The sequence below is a fragment of the Pseudomonas sp. genome, from assembly GCF_036404235.1.
Classification (GTDB): domain Bacteria; phylum Pseudomonadota; class Gammaproteobacteria; order Pseudomonadales; family Pseudomonadaceae; genus Aquipseudomonas.
Genome location: NZ_DASWOT010000093.1, coordinates 13,589 through 37,632, shown reverse-complemented (window position 1 = coordinate 37,632; position 24,044 = coordinate 13,589). Strand labels below are relative to the sequence as shown.

The 24,044-nt window shown below is 57.4% G+C and carries 19 protein-coding genes; 5 read left to right on the top strand and 14 right to left on the bottom strand.

Annotation, left to right across the window (positions count from 1 at the left end):
• Nucleotides 1–14: 14 nt before the first annotated feature.
• The 4 genes from VGC62_RS11505 to VGC62_RS11490 form a co-directional block, all read right to left on the bottom strand.
• Nucleotides 15–866 (bottom strand): PoNe immunity protein domain-containing protein, encoded by an 852-nt coding sequence (locus VGC62_RS11505; protein WP_331187206.1) that lies wholly within the window; start codon nucleotides 864–866, stop codon nucleotides 15–17.
• Nucleotides 863–1,279 carry a hypothetical protein gene (locus VGC62_RS11500; protein WP_331187205.1) on the bottom strand — a complete coding sequence of 139 codons (417 nt, stop codon included), beginning with the start codon at nucleotides 1,277–1,279 and terminating at the stop codon, nucleotides 863–865. The genes VGC62_RS11505 and VGC62_RS11500 overlap by 4 nt, the downstream gene beginning before the upstream one ends.
• A gap of 96 nt (nucleotides 1,280–1,375) precedes the next feature.
• Nucleotides 1,376–1,705 carry an Imm40 family immunity protein gene (imm40, locus tag VGC62_RS11495; protein ID WP_331187204.1) on the bottom strand — a complete coding sequence of 110 codons (330 nt, stop codon included), beginning with the start codon at nucleotides 1,703–1,705 and terminating at the stop codon, nucleotides 1,376–1,378.
• Between the two features lie 3 nt (nucleotides 1,706–1,708).
• Complete coding sequence (locus VGC62_RS11490) at nucleotides 1,709–2,377, bottom strand: VENN motif pre-toxin domain-containing protein (RefSeq protein WP_331187203.1); 669 nt, start codon at nucleotides 2,375–2,377, stop codon at nucleotides 1,709–1,711.
• Nucleotides 2,378–2,466: 89 nt separating this feature from the next.
• Here VGC62_RS11490 and VGC62_RS11485 point away from each other — a divergent pair, with 89 nt between their 5' ends.
• Nucleotides 2,467–2,796 carry a helix-turn-helix transcriptional regulator gene (locus VGC62_RS11485; protein ID WP_331187202.1) on the top strand — a complete coding sequence of 110 codons (330 nt, stop codon included), beginning with the start codon at nucleotides 2,467–2,469 and terminating at the stop codon, nucleotides 2,794–2,796.
• A 61-nt stretch (nucleotides 2,797–2,857) separates the two neighbouring features.
• Here the strand turns inward: VGC62_RS11485 and VGC62_RS11480 are convergent, their stop codons facing one another.
• From VGC62_RS11480 to VGC62_RS27695, 3 genes are all read right to left on the bottom strand, one after another.
• The gene (locus tag VGC62_RS11480) at nucleotides 2,858–3,220 is read right to left on the bottom strand and encodes an immunity 8 family protein (RefSeq protein ID WP_331187201.1); all 363 of its coding nucleotides are present in this window, start codon (nucleotides 3,218–3,220) and stop codon (nucleotides 2,858–2,860) included.
• 335 nt (nucleotides 3,221–3,555) lie between these two features.
• Nucleotides 3,556–3,867, bottom strand: a complete 312-nt coding sequence (locus tag VGC62_RS11475; RefSeq protein ID WP_331187200.1) for a colicin — start codon at nucleotides 3,865–3,867, stop codon at nucleotides 3,556–3,558.
• Complete coding sequence (locus VGC62_RS27695; RefSeq protein WP_414705786.1) at nucleotides 3,864–4,058, bottom strand: polymorphic toxin type 50 domain-containing protein; 195 nt, start codon at nucleotides 4,056–4,058, stop codon at nucleotides 3,864–3,866. The genes VGC62_RS11475 and VGC62_RS27695 overlap by 4 nt, the downstream gene beginning before the upstream one ends.
• On the opposite strand from VGC62_RS27695, the gene VGC62_RS11470 reads away from it, so the two are divergent.
• On the top strand, nucleotides 4,044–4,223 hold the full coding sequence (locus tag VGC62_RS11470; RefSeq protein ID WP_331187199.1) for a hypothetical protein: 180 nt from the start codon (nucleotides 4,044–4,046) through the stop codon (nucleotides 4,221–4,223). The genes VGC62_RS27695 and VGC62_RS11470 overlap by 15 nt on opposite strands.
• Nucleotide 4,224: 1 nt before the next feature.
• On the opposite strand, the gene VGC62_RS11465 is transcribed toward VGC62_RS11470, so the two are convergent.
• The 4 genes from VGC62_RS11465 to VGC62_RS11450 form a co-directional block, all read right to left on the bottom strand.
• The gene (locus VGC62_RS11465; RefSeq protein WP_331187198.1) at nucleotides 4,225–4,587 is read right to left on the bottom strand and encodes a hypothetical protein; all 363 of its coding nucleotides are present in this window, start codon (nucleotides 4,585–4,587) and stop codon (nucleotides 4,225–4,227) included.
• Nucleotides 4,588–4,652: 65 nt separating this feature from the next.
• Nucleotides 4,653–13,103 carry a DUF637 domain-containing protein gene (locus tag VGC62_RS11460; RefSeq protein ID WP_331187197.1) on the bottom strand — a complete coding sequence of 2,817 codons (8,451 nt, stop codon included), beginning with the start codon at nucleotides 13,101–13,103 and terminating at the stop codon, nucleotides 4,653–4,655.
• Between the two features lie 30 nt (nucleotides 13,104–13,133).
• A complete protein-coding gene (locus VGC62_RS11455; RefSeq protein ID WP_331187196.1) occupies nucleotides 13,134–14,879 on the bottom strand; it encodes a ShlB/FhaC/HecB family hemolysin secretion/activation protein in 1,746 nt (581 codons plus the stop codon).
• Nucleotides 14,880–15,173: 294 nt separating this feature from the next.
• The gene (locus tag VGC62_RS11450; protein WP_331187195.1) at nucleotides 15,174–16,178 is read right to left on the bottom strand and encodes a sugar ABC transporter substrate-binding protein; all 1,005 of its coding nucleotides are present in this window, start codon (nucleotides 16,176–16,178) and stop codon (nucleotides 15,174–15,176) included.
• A 323-nt stretch (nucleotides 16,179–16,501) separates the two neighbouring features.
• Between VGC62_RS11450 and VGC62_RS11445 the strand changes: the two genes are divergently transcribed.
• From VGC62_RS11445 to VGC62_RS11435, 3 genes are all read left to right on the top strand, one after another.
• A complete protein-coding gene (locus VGC62_RS11445; RefSeq protein WP_331187194.1) occupies nucleotides 16,502–17,869 on the top strand; it encodes an LLM class flavin-dependent oxidoreductase in 1,368 nt (455 codons plus the stop codon).
• Between the two features lie 352 nt (nucleotides 17,870–18,221).
• On the top strand, nucleotides 18,222–19,358 hold the full coding sequence (ssuD, locus tag VGC62_RS11440) for an FMNH2-dependent alkanesulfonate monooxygenase (RefSeq protein WP_331187193.1): 1,137 nt from the start codon (nucleotides 18,222–18,224) through the stop codon (nucleotides 19,356–19,358).
• 142 nt (nucleotides 19,359–19,500) lie between these two features.
• A complete protein-coding gene (locus VGC62_RS11435) occupies nucleotides 19,501–20,688 on the top strand; it encodes an acyl-CoA dehydrogenase family protein (protein WP_331187192.1) in 1,188 nt (395 codons plus the stop codon).
• 75 nt (nucleotides 20,689–20,763) lie between these two features.
• Here VGC62_RS11435 and VGC62_RS11430 read toward each other — a convergent pair whose 3' ends face one another.
• From VGC62_RS11430 to VGC62_RS11420, 3 genes are all read right to left on the bottom strand, one after another.
• Nucleotides 20,764–21,534: an ABC transporter ATP-binding protein gene (locus VGC62_RS11430; protein ID WP_331187191.1), complete on the bottom strand. Its 771-nt coding sequence runs from the start codon at nucleotides 21,532–21,534 to the stop codon at nucleotides 20,764–20,766.
• A 69-nt stretch (nucleotides 21,535–21,603) separates the two neighbouring features.
• Nucleotides 21,604–22,944, bottom strand: coding sequence for an ABC transporter substrate-binding protein (locus VGC62_RS11425; protein WP_331187190.1), 1,341 nt, complete (start codon nucleotides 22,942–22,944; stop codon nucleotides 21,604–21,606).
• A gap of 33 nt (nucleotides 22,945–22,977) precedes the next feature.
• A complete protein-coding gene (locus VGC62_RS11420) occupies nucleotides 22,978–24,042 on the bottom strand; it encodes a branched-chain amino acid ABC transporter permease (RefSeq protein WP_331187189.1) in 1,065 nt (354 codons plus the stop codon).
• Between the last annotated feature and the right edge of the window lie 2 nt (nucleotides 24,043–24,044).

Below are 24,044 nucleotides of genomic sequence, written 5' to 3'. Positions count from 1 at the left end.
TCCCTTCGCCTTAACTATTTACCCATAAACCTCGACCACCACCGAGGCTTGGCACTTGCACAAGGGGGTGTAATAAGCACTTCACTGGGGTGCAGCAAATCACCAGGATAGTGTTCGTGTCCGATGCAATTGCTATCGTCGATCCCAAATACTTTAACGGCGGCGGCAGCTTCAAAACACCAGCGGCCGAAGTAACTTCCCATTTCAAGCGGGTGTTTTATCGGATCACCATAAATGTACCACCACGGTTGTTGCCTACCCCGCCGGTTTAGTTCTGGATACCAATGCGCTACGAATGCCAACAACAGACCTGCCTGCCGTTCTTGCGGCGCATCAATGGCCTTGAGCAACCGTGCGTATGGCTTTGTGTGCAGTAATGTCTGACCGATAACACGATCCGGCTGACGATATGCAATGACCCGATCAAGCAGAACGTCGTGCCCACCCTCTCCGATTAATGCGATCAGTCGAAGCCACTGGTCGTCGGGAATTTCAAGTACAAGCGCTAACCCTACCAACCAGAAACACCAGAGGTAATGGTTTAAATCAGTCAGTTCAAAGACCCAATCTCGGCAAGTTTGAAGATTGTTCTCGGCACATATCTTGTCGGACTCTCGATTGGAAAGCTCCCAGTAATCTAAAATTCCAGGGAAATAGTTAGCCATCTCTGGAATGTTGCCACCATTGGAGTAAATTCTTATAGCTACACGTAAGTGGTGCTTGGCAAAGTCGAATGTAAATTGCGCCCTGTACACGGGATTAGCTGAAGGCTCCGAAATAATTTTACTGGCGCGCTCAATCCATTGCATGTCCATTGTTTCACAGTCGTCCCAATACTGCTTATCTCCCAAAGTTGCACGAATCATGGAAGAACTCCCTTCAAGTTGGTGGATGGTAATATTTTAGAAGTATCTATCGCTTTGACTTTACAATTCGCGTCAAGCACCTCGACTTCCGTGGAGCCATCTGGCCGGGTTCTCACAACCCAGGTTTCAGTACGATTTGCTTCCAGGGCGGTCTGCATACCCAGGCTATGTTTCTCACCCACGGCGCGCTCCAGACGATCACCTCCAAGAATCCATGATGTCGAGCCCTGCTTGCCATCCCGGGTATTACCCAGCCCTGACGAACCGGACTTCTTGTTGTCGCCGACAAACTTGTACTCGATAACCACATAGTCGACATCGGGGCGATTGACCTTATAAAGATCGTCGATCCCCGTCTCACCAACACCCGGAAACCGAGCCAGCTTCTGACCTTCGGGGACGATTTGCTGCACAGTGCGCCCACCAAACTAGCAGGCGTAGATCTGCCCGTCGACCCCAAGCCTAATGGTTTGTGCACTTGAAAAGGCAGCTCAATGCCTTTTGCACCATCAAATTTTAGGCACTAGCGCAAAAAGCCCCTCCTGCATTAAGTAGCTGCAAATATAACTCTTTGCCTTATCTGAACTGCGCTTTAAAAAAACAGAATAAGACTCATCGGAGCCTTGGTCGCAGTACCAACTGTCGTACGTCTGCTCAGCTTTCTCTCCAACCAATTGATATACATCTCCTCCAAGAATCGCGATTCCGAAAGCCTCGAGTTCATAAATAGCACGTAAAGCGTCATCACGACCTAGGGCCCAGTTCCGCACCCCCAAATGATCTAGAGATATCCCTCGACTTAGAATAGGATCAATTTGCTCCGTCCATATAATACTCATAGATCACTCCGCCGGGGTCGGTTTGAATAGTCGATGATTGATTGACCCATCCGACTCCTTTATGAACTCGAAAACGCCTTGCTTCCCACGATACTCACCTGGAATTTTCAGCATATCTCTTACCACACCATCTCCCCCTGTGATCTTCGTCACCTGTCTGGCCCCTTGGAAAGTTGTGACACTTTCCGGGAAGCCATGAAGATCGCCAGTCTTGATCTGACCTAACACTTTATCTGTGTATTTCGTACCTGCAAAGAAATCATCCGCTACTGCACTTCCGCCTTTTGCACCCAACGACCAAAGCCGTCCTATCACCGCCACCAGCCCCGCCCCAGTGAGCTCGCCAGCCAAGAACATGCCCCAGGCTTTGACGAACTCATTAGCCGGTTGGGCGCCGTCAAATCCTTGTCCTTGAGCAAGCGCTGCTTGTGCCTGAGCTATTTCATCAACAGTGGCGCCATTTTTCCGCATGTCGTCTGCAAGGGTCGTTGCCGCTTGCCCATACTCAGCCAAACCGGGTGGCAGGTGCTCCAGGAAGTTATACGTCGTCGCGTTCTTCGCGATTTCGGCGCCCTTCTGCACATCGCCTTCGGTCGCGCCCGCCGCTGCAATACCGACCAACTGCGAAGCCGCCACCAACAAATTGGGCTCGCCCTCCACAGCTTTTGCCAACGTAGTTATCAGCGCTTCGTTAGCGCCCGCAGCAAGGGCTCCGGTGGCGAAGCTTCCTCCATCCGCCTGGCTTAACAGGCCACCAAGGCATGCACGGCATCACCCAAACTCAACTGGCCGAACGGCTGGGCGTGTCCCAGCAGACTATCCCAGCCTATGAGTCCGGCAAGCGGCGTATCCAGGTAGCGGCGTTGCCAGAGCTGGCCCGACTGCTTGCAATCACACTCGAAGAGCTGTTTGGTCAGCAGCAGGAAACCACTGTGCGTAAGCGTGGCCCTGCTCCGAAATGGCAACAGCAACTGGAAGCCATTGATCAGCTACCTAAGACTCAGCAGAAATTTGTTGCGCAGATGCTGGATGCCTTGATCGTTCAGGCAACGACCAAAGCGAGCAGTGAAAGAAGGGAAGTTTTGCAGTAAGCAGAAAAACAACACCGGCACAGGGCCGGTGTTAGTGGTACAAGGCCATTAAACACCTAATTCAAACGCTTCCATCTTCGTATCCCTCGAATTCCCACAAACCTAATCTTGATACCTTTCTTGAAACTTCATTCCAATCTTTACCCGAACAGCCTTGTAGAAATTTCTCAATGGAATGAACAATTTTTTGATAATTGTAGTCACGGACAATAAGGTAATGTTGCCCGACAAGGGCCTCGTCCAACCCGAGATTTTTTTCAATCCATTTCGGAGTGCAAACCTCTATATCAAAGGACTCTTCGCCTTCCTCACCTTCGGGGCCAATCATAGCCTGAAGAAGAAAGCAAAAACTGTCGCATTCCGGTTGGTAATTTTCAAGATTGTAAATGTCGGGGCTATGAAGCCATTTTAATTTCGCGCTCATAGTTTAGTCCGTGATATCCCAATGACCATTTGACTGCCACCTCTTTGTCTCCTGCCCAGGAAACCTTTGCTCAAAGTTAGCCTGAGCCCCCTGTTGATATGGCTTGTAAGTAGGTGGCCTATATTGTTTTAAGCCATCCTGACTAACTAAGGTTTTTCCATCACTAGCAATTTTATACCCATCGCCAACCCAAGCCTTCCCCATAACCTCAGCTTGTTCTCTTGTACCTGACCCAATGCCGAAATTACCTTTACCTTTCGAAGCCTCACTGAGCCGACCACTAAGTTTTGCCCAATCGCCTGTGCCTTTTTCAGATTGAACTACTCCTTTTGGACCTACAAATCATATTCTCTGCGACAGTAGATGAAGCCGTCGAGACACTCAAGACGCCCTATTGAACCAAGCACAAATTTACAATCTAAATCTATGTGATAAATTTTGTCTTGACCAATTGAGGCTGAAATATTTGTGGCAACAACCTCTAAGCTTTCCCAGTCAAAGTCTGTAGGCGGCCTATCAAGATAGTAACGAATAAGTAATGTTCCATCATCTGACAGTGAAATAGCAATCGCCCTTATTGCAGGATATATCTCACCAATCAGAGCACGCCAAACACATAAGACCAACCAATCTGGGAAAGTGTTCATGGGTTCACTCCGACAGTAGCAGGATTTGTTGGAACAATATGGGCTCCGCTTTTACCTGAATGTATTGTTCCGTATCTTGTCGCCAAGCCTGATGTGCCATCAACACCAATATTTTTGCCAAAATCAACTATTGGCTGCCCTCTTGAACCATAACCTACGACAGGAAACTCTCCCGCATGAGCACCATTCAACAGTTTTTGAGGATCGATCCCCTCATTAAGATGGCTGCGTCCGGGAAGAAAATTGTAGTGAAAGCTGCCCTGACTTATCTGCGGGGTTCAGCAGTTTTCCCGCTCGATAAATTATCAATGCTTTTCCCTGCAAACGTGCCCCCTTTTGCACCATCAAACCTTTAAATCAGTCTGATATGTGCTCCAGTTCGTCCCCCATGAATCGCAGTACTTCTACTGGGTCCCGTTCAACAATCCCTACATAATGTTCATACTCATTCACTAGCAGCGGGTAGCCCATCACATGGCTAATTTTAAACGCATCAAAAAGACACTTATAGTCAGGGCGTGTCTGGGTAATACAAAACTCCCAGCCAGCTGGAATTCTAGCGTCAACCAAGCGAAATAGACAGCTCGGAACCCAGAAAGGTGGTTGATCAGGAGCCCGCACTAAAAAATCTACCCTATCAAAAATAAACAGCAGGGCATACACCACGTAATTCTCCCCGACACTCAAAGGAGAATAGTTAGTTTGATCAACTTCACCCAAATAGCGTTCCTTTGCTGGGATAGCGCTACCGAGATTAGCCTGGCATAAGGCAAGCATATGTTTACTCACTTAAATTTGAAGTCGTCAATTGCTCCAGTAATGGAGTTTTTTACATAGTGAATTTCGATTCCATTGATATTTTGCGCCGATTTCACCCAACCATCAGTTGCCGGCCATCGGGGATCAGTCATCGGAACCGTCAGTGGGCGACCAGCAGCAGGATTTGAAATAGCCTGCTCCATTGCAAGCTTTTCACTTAAGTTAGCAGGCGTAGATCTACCCGTCGAACCCAAGCCTAACGGTTTGTTCACTAGAGTAGGTATTTCAACTCCTTTTGCACCCCACAACCCAAGCCGTCCTATCACCGCCACCAGCCCCGCCCCAGTGAGCTCGCCAGCCATGAACATGCCCCAGGCTTTGACGAACTCATTAGCCGGTTGGGCGCCGTCAAATCCTTGTCCTTGAGCAAGCGCTACTTGTGCCTGAGCTATTTCATCAACAGTGGCGCCCTTTTTCCGCATGTCGTCTGCAAGGCTCGTTGCCGCTTGCCCATACTCAGCCAAACCGGGTGGCAGGTGCTCCAGGAAGTTATACTCCGTCGCATTCTTCGCGATTTCGTCGCCCTTCTGCACATCGCCTTCGGTCGCGCCCGCCGCTGCAATACCGACCAATTGCGAAGCCGCCACCAACAAATTTGGCTCGCCCTCCACAGCTTTTGCCAACGTAGTTATCAGCGCTTCGTTAGCGCCCGCAGCAAGGGCTCCGGTGGCGAAGCTTCCTCCATCCGCCTGGCTTAACAGGCCACCGACCAAGGCATGCAACGCAATTTTTTTCGTCCTTGAATCAGCCCATTGCTGATCTTTCGAGTACTTGCCTACCGCATTGAAAGCCACGGCTTGCAACGTGCTTTGCAGTTGCGAGGTGAGCGCAGTGCCCAGGTTTTTGCTCAGGCTACCGCCTTGCAGTGCCGTGCCGACTCCGGCCTGGGCGACGCCTTGGGCGCCCGAGTAGGCAAGGAACTGCCCAATGTCGCTGGCAGAACCGAGATCAAAGCCTTTCGTGACTTTATTGACGTTATCACCCGACACCCCAAACGCCGGGTCCAGCACTCCAGCCGTGAAGCCTGCCGTCAGGGCGGCGGTGGCATAACCTTTTAGGGCATTGCTTGAGGTGACGTCTTTAAGTGTTGCGCCGATATTTCCGCCATTGTTGATAAAGCTGACGGCACTGCCACTGGCAAGCGACGTCAGTGCGGACGTGGCCATGACATTGCCCCAGCCCGCTGCCACAAAAGTGCCCGCAGAAGCCCCAGCGGTCGCAATCCCACCTGCTGCCATGACGGTTCCAGAACTTGCCGTTGCACCGGCTACGCTACCCACCAGCAAACTACCGGCACCGGCCGTCAACACCGTCACGATGATGATGATCGCCAGCATTGCTCCCTGCCCAAGGCTTGCATGGCTGTACTTGAACGAGTCATGCATTTCCTGCACGTGTTGCCAGTCCACATCCCCGCGTTTTTCGGCCTCTTTAAGCCACGCCAGTTGCGGATCAGCCTTGACCATCACATCGATGGCCTGGCTCACGGTGTGTTGGTCGATGTGTTTGATATCGATATGCAAACCGTCGACGGCTTTGATTGCGAGGCTGCCTTGCGCAATCATTTCAGTCTGGCGCACGGTCTCGTCGGTACGCCCTTTACCCTTGGCGCTCGTCCATGCCAGATCGCTTTCGCTCTTCTCGTGACTCTCCTGATGCAGGTCTTTGACCGCCTCAAACGTCACGGCCCCACCGCTGACAATGGACAGGTCATGGCCACTGTCGAGCCTGGCCGCCTGATAAAGCTGATTCCCAGCGCTGACCAACGTCAAATCACCACCGGCCTTGATTTCGCTGCCGATGTTTTTCACGTCCGTGACTTCATCGCGCTGGGTTTTCTTGCTCCCCCAGCCGCCTTTTTTCTTCATGTCGTACAGCGAGTAGTCGCTGTCTTGCCCAGCCAGCAGCCCCAGATTCCCACCCGCAACCAGATACGCTTCATCCCCCGCCACGACCCGGCTGGCGATCAACGCCAGGTCCTGTCCGGCACTTAGCGTCACATCGCCACCGGCGGTGACCACTGTCGACACCTGGCTGACATGGTCTTGCTGGCGCTTGACCTTTTTGCTGTGAAACGACGAATGCTGTTCGTTGGCGCCTGAGGCCAGGATCAGATCGCCTTCCGCAGCCAGGGTGATGTCGCGTTTGGCCTGGATCTGGCTGGCAATGGCGCTGATGTTTCGCGCAGCAACGACCTGGAAGTCTCGGCCTGCTTCGATGACGGAGCCGTATTGGGTGGTGCTGTCGTTGTGGGACAGGGGGGTGACGGTGTGGCTGTTGCGTTGTTCGGCGGCGATGAGGTTGACGTCACGACCGGCCTTGAGCTCGGTATCGACGCCGCTGCTGATCACGCTGCCGACGTTGTTGATGTCGCGCCCGGCTTGCAGGGTGAGTTTATTGGCGGCTTCGATGCGTGCGGCGTTGTCGATAACGTCGCTGCGTTCGGTGCGGTAGCCACTGCTGCTGTGGTGGCGGGTGACGGTGCGTTCGTTGAGTATGTCGCCGTTGACGGCGGTGAGGTTTATGTCGCGTCCGGCCACGATGCCACCGGCGGTGTTGGTCAGGTTATTGCTGGCCAGCAGGTTCAGGCGGTCGTCAGCTTCAATCAGGCCGCTGTTGACCAGATGGTTGCCGACCCTGGCTGTCAGGTTGCTGGTGGCACGCAGGGTGCCGACGTTGTTGAGGTTTTTGCCAGCGATCAGGTTGACGTCGTTGCCGGCGATCAGTGCGCCGTTGGGCGCAAGCCGGTTGTGGGCCTGGGCCAGGTAGAGCACGGGCACCAGGACTTGCTGGCCGCCGACGTCGGCGTTTTCCAGCCAGACGATGTCGTGGGTCAGGGCCGCGACCTGTTCGCGGGTCAGGCTGATGCCCACTGCCAGGTTGAGCGCCTGTTTGCTGGTGACGGCGTTGTCCATCAGGTGCTTGAACATGGCGGCATCGCTGGTCTGGCCGTCGATAAAGCGCTGGCCGGTGCGGGCGATGAGCGCTTGCTGAATCAGGCGTTGCTCATAGAACCCGTCACCCAGGCGCTTTTGGCTCTGGTCGGGGTTGTAACCCAGGTTCGATAGCAGGTAGTCCGAGCCCATGAATTGCTTGAGGTCGGTCAGTGCCGGGTTGGTTTCGATCAGGTATTTTTGCGGGTGCGGGATGAAGCTTGCGTCAGGCAGTCCTTGTACGCGGTTGACGGTTAACGAATCCGCCGCCGTGCTTTGGCGCAGGCCAGCGGGTGCTGCGCGATCACGCTCGGTGTGGTCGATGGTTGCGCTACCCAGGGTCCAGGTGTGCGGTGCCGTTTGGGTGGCCGTGGTGGCGCCCTTACCACTTAAACGAAACAGGCCGTTTTGGCCGGAAGGCAGCGTGAATCCGGGCAGTGTCAGCGGGTTGACCTGTTGCTGGGCCAGGTCCGGTGGCAGTTGTTGGTTGAGGGTGATCCGGGTCGCAAAGTCGGCGCCGGAGGCCTGGGTGTCGGTGCGTGGGCCGCTGCCGATATAGGTGTAGCCCGCACGCACCACGCTGTTGTCGAGAGTGTTGCCGACAGTAACGTTAACAGTGCCTCCAGCCTGTATCACCGCCGCGTAACGCTGGTCGCCTTCGGCCCGTTTTTGCGTGGTGGTAAATTGCGGCAACTCGCTCTCGGTGGTGCCGATAAAGCGGCTCATTGCTTGCGGCAGGCCACTTAAGTCATTGGCTGTGTAGTGGGCGCTCTGGAACCAGTATTTTTGGGTGAAGGCGTTGGCCGCGTTATGCCAGCCTCCGGCATTTCGGGTCCGCTGCGACGTAAATACTCGGGTGGTTTCAGTCTCTCCGGTCTCGATGCCGCTGTTGGTCAGGTTATCGACGGCGATGACCAAATTACCGGCGGTGGCAATGGTGCTGCTTTGGTTCAGCAGGTCGCCACCGTTGAGGGTCAGATCACCGCCCGAGGTGATGCTGGACGCCGCACTGGCCTGGGTGACTTCAACCTTGTCGCGCTGAACAATCTCCCAGACGTGGTTTCGTTTGCCGCTGCAATCGCCGGCGTTAACGCCTTCGAGACAGGCAATCTCACTGATCCTGGCGGTATGGACACCTTGGTTTTCGGTGGTCAATACCGCCCGAATGTTTTGAATCGTGCTCGCCGCCAGACTCAGATGACCGTCGCTCTGAATGTGTGCAGAGCGGTTGATAATGCTGCGGGCCTGGCGGCCCTGACCGTCGCGGTCAATCACCAGATTGCCCAGGCTGTAGATATCGGCGTAGCTGTTGGTCAGCGAGTCGACACGCAGGTGCATGTCGCCACCACTGAAGATCAATCCCTGCTCATTGAGCAGGGCCCCCGTGGTCAGCGTGAGGGTTTGCGCACTGCCTAATGTCCCAGAGTTGTTGATGCCCGCGGCGGACAGGTGCAGATCCGAGGCCGAGGTAAGCCGCCCGGCGTTGCTGAACAGCCCTTGTACGTTCAACGTGGCGGGGCCACCACTGGAGATACTGGCGCTGTCGCTCAGGCTCAACTGCCCGACCTGTATCGTCATGGCGCCCCGACTGGTGGCCCGCCCGCGCCCGTTGAGGGTGTTGCTGAGGGTCAGGTCAAAATCACCTTCGCTGGCGATCAAGCCGTCGGTGGTCCAGTTGACGCCGCTGCCGGTGAAGTGCCGGGACGCTAAAAGTTGCCCGGTGGCTGTCTGGTTGAGGGTGTTGACGTTGACTGTCAAACGCCCGGCCTGTATCGCACTGCTGTTGGTCCAGGTGTCCTGATCGACCGTCAGGCTGCCTCGGGTGACGAGGTTACCGCCGGCCTCGTTGAGGTTGGCCATTGCCATGCCGAAAATGCCCGAGCCAACGTGCAATACGTTGCCGTCGGTGTTCTGGAAGCTTGCCGCCTGGAAACTAAAATCGTGGTTGGCGGCTTCGAGGACGCCGTGACGGTTATCAAACAGCCCTCCGATCCGAAACGCTGTCTCACCACGATCCCCCAGCGCACGTAGTTGCCCGCTCTGGTTATCCACACTGCCCGCGCTGACGCTCAGGGTGCTGTCGCTTTCGATGATGCCTTTGCGGTTGTTCAGTACGCCGTTGAGGGTGAGTTCGATTTGACCACCGGCCACTTGGCCGCCTACATCACCGCTGTTGTCGAAGTCGCTGACCTTGACCGCGCCCTTGCCATACAGGGCGCCATTGCGGTTGTCGAACTGACTGGCGGTCACCAGGGCATGGCCGGCTAGAGCCGAGATGCGCCCGCCACTGTTATCAATGCGGTCACTGTTGAGCTTCAGCCATTGGCCCTGGGTCAGGCCCGAGTGGCTGTTGCGAAGCAGGCCGGTCACCCCGGCATCGAGGGTGCCTTTAAGGCTGGCGAGCGTGCCGGCGCGGTTGTCGAGGTTGGCGGCGGTCAGTTTGAGGTCGCCCGTGTGGGCGATGAGTTTACCGCCTTGGTTGTCGATATCGCCGCTCACCTCCAGCGCCAGGGAGGATTGGCTGTGTACGGTGCCCTTGGTGTTGTCGAGGCTGGCAGCGGTGATCCGGACGTCGGCGTGCTGACTATGGATCTTGCCGCCGTTGCTGTTTTGCACCGCTCCTGTGGTGTTGACGCTTAATGTGTCATGGGCAACCAAAGTGCCGCTGTTGCGGTTATCCAGGCTGCCCGTTAACAAGGTCAACCGGCCCTGGCTGGCGATTTCGCCGCCCTGGTTGTCGATCTGGCCGGCGCGTTTGACCAGCATCGCGGCGCCGCTGGTGAGTGTGCCATGGGTGTTGGTCAGGGGGCCGAGCAGGTCAAGGGTCGCCGTGCTTTTGCCGATGACGGTGCCCGCGCTGTTGTCGAGACGGTTGGCGCGCACGTCGAGCGTCGTACCGCTTTCGATCAAGCCGCCCTGGGCATTGTTGAGCAACCCGGAGACCGTGAGGGTTTGCCCGGCACCGCTGGTGAGAACACCGTTGTCACTGTTGTCCAGGTGGGCGGTGGTGACCTTCAACGTTTTTTGACTGACCAGCGTGCCACCTGAGCGGTTAAGCAGGCTGTTACTGAGGTTGGCGTCGAGGTGGCCGTAGAGGCTGGAGAGTTTACCGTTGTCACGGTTGTCCAGGTCCGCGCCGCTGACGCTCAGGCCCTGCCAGCCGGACATCAGGCCGCGCTGATTGAGCAGGCTCGTGGCGTTCAATGTCAGCACCTTGTTGCTGATCAGTTTGCCGCCGCTGTTGTCAAGGGTACGACCGCTGAGGGTCAGGCTTTGCGCGCTGGAGACCTCGCCGTCCTGGTGGTTGATGAGGTCGCGCAGGTGACTGATGCTCAAGATGTCGGCAGCTTTGACCCCTCCGCCCGTATTGTTCAGGTCGCCCGTGGCGCTACCAAAATCCAGTGCAATGGTCTGGCCCTGCAGCGAACCTCGCTGGTTGTTGAGCGCCGCGCTGTTGATCCTGAGGGTATTGGCGGCGTTGATCAGCCCTTTGTCCTGGTTGGTCAACGGGCCGTCGACATCGAGCGAGACGTCCCCCAGGCTGGTGAGGGTGCCGCCGCTGTTGTCCAGGCTGCCAGCCTGGGCATTCACTGTGGCGGCGCTGATCAGGCCTTGGGTATTGGTCAAGACCTGGCTGATACGCAGGGTCAGTGCATCCTTGCCCAGAAGCTTGCCGGTGCTGCTATCGAGGTTGTCTGCGGTGAGCGTGAAGCCCTGGCTGCTTGAGATTTCCCCGCCCTGGTTGTTGACGTCCTTGAGGTTTTTCAGGACCAGTAGCGGCCCGGTGATCAGCCCCTTTTGGTTGTTGAGCTGGCCACGATTGACGTCCAGCGTCAGGGCAGTTTGGCTGGTCAACTTACCGCCCTGCTGGTCCAGACCGGTAACGCTGACGCTGACTGCCTGGGCCGCAGTAATGTGCCCACCGTCGCCATTGTTCAACTGACCGGCCGTAATACCGAGCGTGTCGTCTGAGCTGATCTGCCCGTCATGCTGGTTGCTTAGGCTGCCGGTATTGATCTGGGCGGCATGCTGAGCTTTGAGCACACCCTTTTGGCGGTTGTCAAAACTGGCGCTGCGCAGGTCGAGGCCGCCGTCGGTGACCAAGCGTCCGCCTCGGTTATCCACCGCGCCGGTGGTGGTGATGCTCAGTTGACCGGCGCTGCTGATCAGACCCTGGGCGTTTTCCAGATCACCGCTCAGGGTGAGCACGCTGTTTTTTTGGCTATTGAGGCTGCCGCCGCTGTTGTCCAGTTGCTTGCCTGTCACCGCCAGGCTACGGCTGGCAACCACGCTGTTGAGGTTTCTGAGGTGGGACGCTGAAAGACTGACATCACCTGTGGCATTGCGGCTCTCATCGGTGTTGATACCGGCCTCGATGATGCCGTGGTTGGTCAAACGCCCAGCGCTGGTGAGCTGGATGCGGTCTCGGGCGGCCAAGGTTTGGTGGTTATTGAGATCGCCCTGGGTCTGCATGCTCAGCGCGGTACCGGCGTAGACCGGCCCCTGGGCGGTCAGGCTTGCGGCTTTGAGGTCGATGGCGCGATGGGCCGTGGCGTGCGCCAGCGTCAAATGCCCGTTGGCATCAAGCCGGATATCACCGGCACTGGCCGCCAATGTGCCGTCCAGTTTCACCCCCACACCCGCTTCGGTGCCGACCAGTTTGATGGCACCTGCATACATGCCGCCCAAGGCTGAGGAGTCGATGGCCAGCTCCGGTGTGGCGCTGCCATCGGCGGCGCGGGCCGTGGGGGTCAGGGTCTGGGCGTTGACGTCGTTGCGACCGGCAATCAGCGTCAGCTGGCGGGCATGGATTTGTGCGTTGATCCGGGCCGAGCGGGTGATGATTTCGAAACGGTCGATGTTGCTGGCATCCAGCCCTCTGCTGTCAATGGAGATGGCGCCGCCATCGACTTGATAGCGGTCCAGACGACCGTTATCGAGGATGGGTCTGCCGGTGGTCAGGGTGACATGGGGTGTATTGATAAAGCCGCAGCCGTCACAGGTAATGCCATAAGGGTTGGCGACGATGACCTTGGCCGCCTGGCCCGCCACTTCGGTGTAACCACGTAACTGGCTGGGACTGCCGCCGTTGACTTCGTTGAGGATGATATGGGCCGCGCCGCCCCTGAGGTTGGAATTACCGAGGATGATCCCGCCCAGTTGGGTGGACTGCGTACGGTCGATGGCGTTGTTGAGGATGACGCCATGGGCGCCAACGTTGTAGTCCTTGAACTGGTTATGCGACAAACCACTGCCGTTGGCGGCCGCGATGTTGACGATGGGTACGCCATTACCGGCCGCGTCCAGACGAGTGCCCGGTCCACTGGCCACAATGCCATCGGCATTAGCCAGCAGCGGCTGCCAGAACATCGCATTCGCCAACAGCAGCGCGAGACCGCGCCTGGGTATCCCCCAAAAGTGCTCTCGGTTTTGCAGCACAGCAGAAGGCTGGGAAGCCAGGAAGGTGTGTTGGCGAATATCCATATAAGTGTCTCGATTCAACAACGCGTTGAGTTACAGAAAGAAGTCCATGCGCACGTAGATTGGCGCTTCGCGCTCAGTAATCACGTCCGGGCGGTCCAGGGAATGGGCAAAGGTCACGCGGGTCGACACGTATTGGCCCCGGGCGAACAACTCCAACGAGTTGCTGGACATTCGGCCATGCGATTTACCGCTGTCACGGTCATGGCGAATCACGCCTTGGTCGTAGCCAACACTGACGCCGTACTCGCCGAACGCCGGGCGCAACCAAGCCAGCGTCACCGGGCGCGACCAGCGCAGGTCGTTGCGCCAGTAGTAGCCGCCGTCGCCCGCCAAACCTTGATCCTTGTAGCCACGCACCGACGATGCGCCCCCCAGACTCATACGTTGCGGGCTCAATAGCCGATCCTCACTGTGCTGGCCGGTGACCAGGCTAGTGAGGCTGAAGGACTCATCCCGCCACCTGAACGGTTGCAGGTAGCTGATCGTGGCGGTGTATTTGCGGTAGTGAGAATCCGGAGCGCCACGCGCAGAACTGTCATTGCGCTGGGCGTTAAAGGCGCCGGTACCGTTTTGCATGCCCAGATCAACGTTTACAAATGCACCGCCCACGCGTCGACCGTGGTTAATGCCAAGTTGCGTTTCGCTCAGGCGATGGCTGCTGTTTTTCAGCCAAGTGTCTTCGACGTAGTTGTTGGTGCGCAGGTGCGCCAAACCGGCATTGAGGGCGGTCTTGCTCACGGCGTCGCGATGGATCACGCGCTCGGCGCGCAATTGGTGGTTTTGGCTGTCGCCGGTTAGCTTGAAATCGAAACCGTTGCCCTGGACTACCGAACGAGAGTCACTCTGGTTGTAGCTATAACTGAAGTTCCACCACCCCCAGGGCACGTTGTAATAAAACAGCGCGCTTTTAGAGGTTTTGCGGTGGTCGCTGACAGCATCATGGCCGCCGCGCAGGATCAGTTGATCCGCCAGCCCCAACGGGCTATCCCATTCAAAACCCGTGCTCCACTGTTGCTCGCCCGTACTCTTTTGGCCGTCGTTGCTGCGCGAAATGCTGGCCCGCCACGGCTTTTGCGAGGTGTTGTTCACCCGCACCGTGCTGCCACCCACGTGGCTGCCGGGCGCCAACTCCATGTGCGCTTGATTGGACGCCAAACGGTTGAGCTGATCGACGGCCTGCTCGATTTCACGCAGGTTGAGCAGATCGCCGTCGCGGCCCGGAAACGCCATGCTCAGCTCGCGCTCAGACAAGGTGCTGGTGTCGGCGCCTTTTAAACTTTCGAGCTTGCCTTCCACCACCAGCACCTGCAGATACCCTTCGGACAAATCCTGCTGCGGCAAGTACGCGCGACTGGTGACCAGCCCTCTATCGATATAGCGGTGGGTGATGCTTTTTAACAGCTCGTTGAGCTGAGAAACGCCCAGGCATTTGTGTTGGTATGGACGGGTCAGATGTTCTCGGTCGGTGTCGGACAGTTGCTCTGCGCCCTTGATCTCGATATGCCGAATAGTGAAACAGCGAGTGTCGACAGGCATGTCGGGGGCCGCAGGGGACAGCGGTTCACCCGGCAACGCCTTGAGCTCTTCCAGCCGGCGTTGCTGCTCCTGCAACAGCCGGTCCTGCCGCTCGCGGATCAACTCCTGAGCCCCCGGCGCCTGATAAGACGCTGCCCAAGCAGATTTCAGCTCAATCAGGCAACCCAATAAAACCAAAGAAACGAAAGAAACGAAAGAAACGAAAGAAAACGACCTCATCCTGAGAGGTAACACCCACATGCTGATTCCATCCACGGCACGTTAACGTTGCTGATCCAGACAACGTGTTTTGAAGGGCCTAACTCGGAGATAGCAATGTCCGATGGCCTAAGTGGGCGCAATTTTCAGGGTTTTGTGAGTGAAAAGAGTTAGGAGCTTTCCGAAAGAAACGAGGAAACGTCCTGCAATAACGTGACGTGTCCTACGGGCTCTTGAGAATGAACAGGATGAGCAGGCACGGGGACTGCCCGGAAATCTCAGGCATAAAAAAGGAAGACCTGGGTCTTCCTTTTTCAGCGACAACCGCAGGCGGGTTTATTTATCGCCTCTGAGTTGCTGCACGTTTTCAAGGTTGGCGGCCGTCACCAACAAGGTTGCTACTTGCGTTTCCTTGGGCAAGTCATGTTGCCCGGCCAGGTAGCGCGCCACGTTCTGTACCGCCGTTTTACCGATCAACGCCGGTTGCTGTGCGACCACAGCGCCCACCGGAGAATCCTCGCGTTTGAGCAATTCGAGCACTTCAGGCGTACCGTCCACACCGTAAGTCTTGATCTCGGTTCGGCCGGCATCGATCAGTGCCTTGCTGGCGCCTAACTGCGGAATGTCCCAGGCCGCCCAGATCGCTGAGACACTGCCTTTGGGGTATTTGTTGAGCAACGCCGATATCTGCGAATAGGCATCCTGGACGGTATTGGGAATGACATCGCGCAACTCCGGCTCGATGATTTTCAGTTCTGGATGATCCTTGAGCGCCAGCTTGAGCTGATCGTAGCGAATGGCGCAGACCGGCACGCCGTAAAACCCGTTGAACACCAGCACATTCCCTTTGCCACCGGCATCGCTGATCAGTTGCCCGGCCAACGCCTTACCCGTGGCAGCGTTGTCGGAGGTGGTGTTGTTGAGGCTGTATTGCGACGGCGCATCAATGGTGAACAGCGGAATGCCCGCTTTGCTGATGCGCTTAAGCCAAGGGTCGATGACGCTTAGCGTACCCAGGGTCTGGATCACTGCATCGGGCTTTTGTGTCACCACGGTCTGTAATTGATTGACCAGGTTTTTGTCGTTGCGCCCCGCGTCGAGGGTAATCGGCGTCCCCCCTAGACGCTTGACCTCATCGACCTGAGCCTGAAAGGCCTTGATATCGAAGTAATGGCTGGTGCCGGTCATGCTGATGGCAATACGTTTGCCTGCCAGCGAGGGAACCTCGCCGTCATCGGCGTGCGCCGTCATGCAAAGGCTTGCAGCGAACAAACTGACGGCCAGCGTGCGCAAGATTCCGGGCAGGCGGGCGGGTGATGAAGTGAGGACAGCATCAGACATTCGGGTAACTCCACTGACTCAAGGTAATGATCCTGAGCAACACAGTGCACAGGCCGTGCCCAACACCGCGCCACGCAAAGGCATAAGACTCGACAGCCCGTGCCGTTGCCCTGTTGAGCCACGGTGAGCCCGCACAGGAGGTCACCCAGGACGGCTTAAGCGGCGACTGCCTGAAGGGCGCGGTGGAACAATTTGCCGATTCGCTGTTGCCAGCCCAACAACAACGCAGGGCCTTCCCTGCGCGGGCCGCGTAAATCCGGCTTATCGTGCATGGCACAGCTTGTGCTCCTTGTCTGTTTTCCCCCTTTCCAAGGAGCCTGGCCGTGAGCCGCAAACCACTGGTTTTCAATGCCTTTGCCCATGTCACCCCCAATCACCATTCTCATGGCTTCTGGCGCCATCCCGACGGCCGACAACAGCTGGGCTACAAGCACCTTCAACCCTGGGTAGACCTGGCCAAAACACTGGAACGCGGCAAGTTCGATGCGTTGTTCCTGGCCGATGTCGCCGGGGTTTACGGCAGTTTCCGGGGAGGGCTGGAGACCTCGATACGCACGGCGATGCAGTTCCCCAGCCAGGACCCCGCCAGCCTGGTATCAGCCCTTGGCCTGGTGACCGAGCACCTTGGGTTTGCCGTCACCAGTTCGGTCCTGCAAGAGCCGCCCTTTCAATTCGCTCGCAAATTATCGACCCTGGATCATCTCACCGAGGGCCGCGTGGCCTGGAACATCGTCACCTCCTACCTGGATAACACCGCGCGCAATTTTGGCCTGGAGGCGCTTCCAGACCACGACGAACGCTACCGCTGGGCTGACGAATACGTGGATGTGGTGTTCAAGCTCTGGGAGGCCAGTTGGGAGGATGACGCGCGGGTCGCAGACCCTGTGAGCGGCGTGTTCGCCGACCCCGCGAAAGTCCACAAGATCAATCATCACGGCCCGCGTTATTCAGTGGAAGGACCTCACCTGGTCGAGCCATCGCCACAACGTACCCCGGTGTTGTTCCAGGCGGGAGGTTCGGAGGCTGGCCGAGCGTTCGCCGCTCGTAATGCCGAGCTGACGTTTGTCATGCCCCGCTCGCTCGCTGGCGCCGCCAAAGAGGTCCAGGCGCTGCGCGCGCGGGTCAAGGAACAGGGACGCGCAGCCGATGAGTTCAAGATTATTTCTTCGTTTGCACCGGTCATTGGCGCAACCGAGGAAGAAGCCCTGCGCAAGCAGGCCGAGCTTAAGGAGTGGCTGAGCATCGAGGCCCTTCAAGCGTTTTGGAGTGCCAGTATCGGCGTCGACCTTTCCACCATCGATCCGTCACGCTCACTGCATGAACTGAAGAACACCAACTATGTACGCGGCGCAGTACGCAGCTTCATCGAGTCGGCCCCAGAGGGCGTGGTGACGTTCGGCGACTTGCTCAAGGAAACCATCTCCGGGCGTTTTGCCGGTACGCCGGAACAGATCGCCGATGAGCTGCAACGCTATGCAGACCTGGGCATCGACGGTTTCAATATCGTGCCGGTAACGACCCTTGGCTGGTGGACCGATTTCGTCGATCAGGTCGTGCCGGTGCTGCAAAAACGTGGCCTGATGCAGAGCCAATACCGGGACGGCACCTTGCGTGAAAAGCTGTTTTCCAAGGGTGCGACGTTGCCCGACAGTCACCCTGCCCGGCAATGGCGTGGCCGTCTGGGGGGCTGATCGACAAACCGCAATGCGGCAGATGCAGCGGCGCTTGGGCAGGCTGCATGTTGCCAAGTGCAGCTGCAACATCGTGATGGGCTCCACTGAAAACCGATTTCAATACTGTCCAGCCAGACACTGTTGCTGCACAAACACTCGTTCAACATTGCGCCAATTAAACAACAGCCACCGTGTCGATGCGCTTGCCTCAAGCCACTGAACAGGCGGCCTGGGAAGTGGTACATCTCTTGCTCGGTTGCTGGTCTCGCGGGCCAGCATCGGCGAGGCATATCAAGTCGTTTGCCAAGGCATGAGCCGTATTTGCGGCAATGCTTTTCCAAACCCGCTTTCCACGCTTGAAGGATTTTTCATGGATGTTTTTTGGTTTCTTCCGACCCACGGCGACGGCCATTACCTGGGCACTACCAAAGGCGCTCGACCGGTTACGTTGAATTATTTGAAACAAGTGGCCCAGGCCGCTGACGATCTGGGATACCACGGGGTATTGATTCCCACCGGACGCTCTTGCGAAGACTCATGGGTCATTGCCTCGGCGCTGGTACCGCTCACTGAACGCCTGAAATACCTGGTGGCGATCCGTCCGGGCATCATTTCCCCGACGGTGTCGGCGCGCATGGCCGCGACCCTTGACCGGCTGTCCGGTGGGCGCCTGTTGATCAACGTGGTGACCGGTGGCGACCCGGACGAAAACCGTGGCGATGGCAGCTTCCTCGATCACAGCGAACGCTATGAAGTCACCGATGAGTTCCTGCAAATATGGCGCCGTGTGCTGCAAGGCGAAGCGGTGGATTTTGAAGGCAAGCATCTGCGCGTGCAAAACGCCAAGGCTTTGTATCCACCGATTCAGAAGCCCTACCCGCCGCTGTACTTCGGAGGCTCTTCCCAGGCGGCTCACGAGTTGGCCGCCGATCAGGTCGATGTCTACCTGACTTGGGGCGAGCCGCCTGCGGCAGTGGCCGCCAAGCTACAGGATGTGCGCGAGCGCGCAGCACGCAAGGGCCGTACCGTGAAGTTCGGCATCCGCCTGCACGTGATCGTACGCGAGACCAGCGCACAGGCCTGGGAAGCGGCGGCTACATTGATCGAGCACATCAGTGACGAGACCATCGCCGCCGCGCAGAAGTCCTTCTCGCGTTTCGATTCCGAAGGCCAGCGCCGCATGGCCGCGCTGCACGACGGGCGTCGCGACAATCTGGAAATCGCCCCCAACCTGTGGGCCGGGGTCGGTCTGGTGCGCGGCGGTGCCGGTACGGCTTTGGTGGGCAATGCGCAGGAAGTGGCCGAGCGCATCAAGGAATACGCAGACCTGGGCATCGAGAGCTTCATCTTCTCCGGTTATCCGCATCTGGAAGAAGCCTATCGCTTTGCCGAACTGGTCTTCCCGTTGCTGCCTGAACCGTATCGCAGCCTGGCTGGACGCGGCATCACGAACCTCACCGGACCGTTCGGCGAAATGATCGCCAACGATTTGCCGCCGCAGAAGTAGGCCCCAGAGACGCTTGACTGCAGGCGTTGGCAAAGGCTGAGATTGGACAATGACATCGCAGCCCTGGGTGCTTATTCGCGCCTGCAGAACCCAAGCCTGACGTGAAGACTGCCCGTCAGGCGCTGCAACTTCGAGGTTATTCATGACTGCACCCCTGCAAAGCACGCCTGTGTCGCCCCTGGAAACGGCACGGCAACTGGCGACCGAATTCGCCCTTACGGCAGTCGAACGCGATCATCGCGGCGGTACGCCTATCGCCGAGCGTGATGCCTTACGCCAAAGCGGCCTTTTGTCATTAAGCATCGCGCGCCAATTCGGCGGTCAGGGCGCGACCTGGCGCGAAACATTCGAAGTGGTGCGTGAGCTGGCCAGGGTCGACAGCTCGGTGGCCCATGTGCTGGGCTTTCACTACCTGATGCTGGCCACGGTTCGCCTGTTCGGCAAACCCGAGCAGTGGCAGCCCTGGTTCGAACTCACCGCACGCAAGAACTGGTTCTGGGGCAATGCGCTAAACCCGCTGGATACCCGCACCGTGGTGAAAAACCTGGGCGGCTGGCGTGAGTTTTCCGGCAAAAAAAGCTTCTGCTCCGGTGCCAATAATTCAGAGATGCTCATTGCTTCGGCGGTAGACCCACAAGCGGGCGGCAAACTGCTGATCGCGGCGCTGCCCAGCGCGCGTTCGGGGATTACCTTGCATAACGACTGGGAAAACATGGGCCAGCGCCAGACCGACAGCGGCAGTGCGACGTTTGAGCGGGTGCGGGTCGAAGAGTCGGAACTGCTGCTTGATCCGGGCCCCTTGAGCACGCCGTTTGCCAGCCTTCGCCCGCTGATTGCCCAGTTGCACTTCGCCAATATCTTTTTAGGTATCGCTGAAGGTGCGTTTGAGGAGGCACGCAAATATACCCTGGAGGAAAGTCGCCCATGGTTCAGATCCACGGCCTCGACCAGTCACCAAGATCCGTATGTCCTCAACCACTTCGGTGAATTCTGGGTAGGGCTTGAAAGCACCCGCGTGTTGTTCGAGCGGGCTGTCGACAACCTGGATGCCGCCTGGGCCAAAGGGGCGCAATTGAGCGAGACCGAACGGGGCAATGTTGCGGTGGACATCGCGACGGTGAAAGTCGCTGCCAGCCGCAATGGTTTGGAGATTTGTAACAAGGTATTCGAAGTCACCGGCGCCCGCTCCACCCATGCCTCAGTGGGCCTGGATCGCCACTGGCGCAATCTGCGCACGCAGAGCCTGCACGACTCGCTGGATTACAAACTCAATGAACTGGGCAATTGGGCGTTGAATCGAGCCTTGCCCGAGCCGACTTTCTATTCGTAGGGCACGATTCATTGCAGCCAGGGACTGTTGCCGTTTCGTTGTCGCCGCGACAACGAAACGGCAACAGACCGAGTGTCAGCGTTTACCCAGATAGATGTCCTGCAGATCACCGCGGCCCAGCAATTCCTGCGCAGAGCCTTGCGCCACTACGCGCCCTGTGTCCAGCACATAGGCATGGGAGGCGTATTTCAAAGCGACGTTGATGTTCTGCTCGGCGATCAGAAACGTGACGTTTTCCTCGCGATTGAGCTGGGCGACGATTTCAAAAATTTCCCCCACGATGATCGGCGCCAGGCCCATGGATGGCTCGTCCAGCAAGACCAGTGACGGGCGCGTCATCAAGGCCCTGCCGATGGCGACCATCTGTTGCTCGCCCCCGGAAGTCAGCCCCGCCTGGGTTCGGGATTTGGTCTTGAGCCTTGGAAACCAGGCGTAGATCCGCTCCAGATCCTGCTCCATCTGCCGGCGGGATAAACGCCGGACGAAACCGCCCGAGCGCAGGTTGTCTTCCACCGTCAGGTGAGCAAACACATGGCGACCTTCCAGCACATGAACCATGCCATCGCGTACCAACTCATTAGGGCTGCTGCGCGATGTCTCATGGTCCTTGAAGCGAATGGCCCCCCGACTGATCTCGGCGCGCTCAGCCTTGATCAGCCCTGAGATGGCTTTGAGCGTGGTGCTTTTGCCCGCGCCGTTGGCCCCCAGCAGCGCGACGATGGCGCCATCGGGCACGCTCAGGGAAACACCGGCGAGCGCAAGGATCGCCGAATCGTAAACCACTTCAATGTCATCGACATGCAGCAGGGTTTGCGCCGCAGCGCGTGGGACCGGCTGAACACTCATGCTGTCGCCTCATGGTCTGGTGGGGCGCGTCTGCGCGGGTGGGCAGACGCGCCGATTGCGAACTGCGGCTTACTCGTCACGGCTGCAATCGCGTGGCGTGATATTTTTCTCTTTGGCGAACGCCGCGGATTTCTCATCGATCAGCGGTCGCAGTAACGAGCGATCGGCTGCAATCCACTCGCTGACCAACGTCCAATTCTTTCCATCCCATTGTTGCACTCGGGCTGAACCACCGCCTTCGTGGTCGTCGCAGGACAGTTTGAGGTTCTGCATCAACCCCAGATAACCCATGTCTTTGAGCCGGGCATCATCGATCTTCAGGTGCTCAAGCCCCCAACGTCCTTCCTCGCCGTTGAGCGGGCGTTTGCCGAATTTACTCTGTCCGGTGCGGATCGCCTCGACGGCGATGGCTGCGTTGACCAAGCCGGAGTTGTAATAAACGCTACCGAAGTTTTTCGGGTCCTTGAGATCGCTTTTACCGGTATCGAGGATGTACTGCTTCAGACGCTTATGGATCTCGAAATCAGTGCCCGACGGATAGGGCGTCAGCGCCAGATAGCCCTTGGCGGCATCGCCTGCGGGAATCACGTCTTCACTGGAACTGGCCCAGATGTCGCCGACAATGTGGTCCACCGGAAAACCAAAGCGTGCAGCAGTCTTCACCGCAACCGGCGTCGAGACGCCCCATGTGCGCAGGAACACCCAGTCAGGCTGCTGCTGGCGAATCTGCCGCCACTGCGCCGACTGCTCGTTGCCTGGGTCGGCTACAGGAATCTGGATATTTTCAAAACCGTATTTCTCGGCCAGCAGCTTCAACGGCCCGAGCGTTTCACGACCGTAAGCGGAGTCGTGGTAAACGGTGGCGATTTTCTTGCCCTTGAGTTTGTCCAGACCACCTTCACGCTGAGCGATAAAATTCACCAGCGCCGAGGCTTCACTGTAGAACGTCAGCATCACGGGGAAGTTGTAGGGAAACACCTTGCCGTCAGTGGCTTCGGTACGCCCGTAGCCCAAGGTGATCAACGGAATCCGATCCACCTCTGCGCGTTCGCTCAAGGCATAGGCTGCCGGTGCGCCATTAGGCTGATACACCGCGACAGGCGCGCCATCCAGGCCTTTCTTGAAACGCTCGTAGCATTCGATGCCCTTTTCCGCCGTCCATTCGGTTTCGCATTCCTGCCACACCAGCTTGACGCCGTTGATACCCCCTTCGACTTCATTGATATAGCGCAGGTAATCAATCATCCCGGCCCAGACCTGCACACCGCTGGAGGCGTAGGCGCCAATGCGGTAGGTAGCGAGCGGGAAAAACTGTTGGTCAGAAGACGCCTGGGCCGCAGGGCTGACGGCCCCCAGCAACGCAAGGCTTAAGCTCATACCGATCAGGGAACGCTTGAATAATGCACGCATGAAATAGCTCATTGTTAAGTTGTCAGGAGAAGGTCAGAAACGCAGTGGCCAGTGAGCCCAGCGGTCTCGCAGGTTTTTCAACAGGCGAATCAACCCTTCAGGCTCCTTGATCAGGAACACGATGATCAGCACGCCAAAAATGATTTTTTGCAGGTTCTGCAATTGCCCGGCATCCACGGCGCCGCCGAACAATGATTGCCCGGCATAGTCGAGGAAAATCGGCAGCAGGCTGATAAACGCAGCACCGACAAAGTTGCCGGCGATGCTGCCCATGCCGCCGATAATGATGATGAACAGGATCTGGAACGAACGGTTGATATCAAAACTGCCCGCGCTGGCGGTGCCCAGATAGGCGAACGCCCACAAGGCTCCCGAGATGCCCAGGTAAAAAGAGCTGATGGCAAACGCCAGCCGCTTGTAGCGCACCACCGGGATACCGATCACCGCAGCGGCAGTGTCCATATCGCGAATCGCCATCCAGTTGCGACCCACCTGACTCTTGACCAAATTGAGTGCTACCCAGGTCAGTATCAGGACGGTCACCAACGTCAAAAGATAGCGGCCAACCGGAGTGTTCAAGTCATGATCGAACAGGCTCAGCTTCGGCGCGGAAATGGTCCCGGACGAGCCGTAGTTGTAAAACCAGGGAAACTTGACGAACAACCACTCAAGAAAGAACTGCGCGGCCAGCGTGGTGACCATCAAGTAAAAGCCCTTGATTCTGGAACTGGGCAAGCCGAACAGCAGCCCCACCAAGGCACTGATGATCCCACCACCCAATAGCGCAACCGGCAGCCCCAACTCGGGTAGGCGCAACAGAAAACCATAAGTGGAAAAGGCCCCCACCGCCATGAACCCCGCAGCCCCGACCGATGTCTGGCCGGTATAGCCGGTCAACAGATTCAGGCCCATCCCGGCCAGCGACAGCACCAGAAAAGGAATGAGGATCGCGCTAAGCCAATAGTCGTTGCCAATCCACGGCACAACAACCAAGGCAAATGCCAGCAATACCAGCAACGCCCAGGGTATACGCCGTTCACGCAGCAGTACCGGCGCGGTTTCATCGACCAAGGGCAGGCTGTAAGTAGATTTGCTCATGA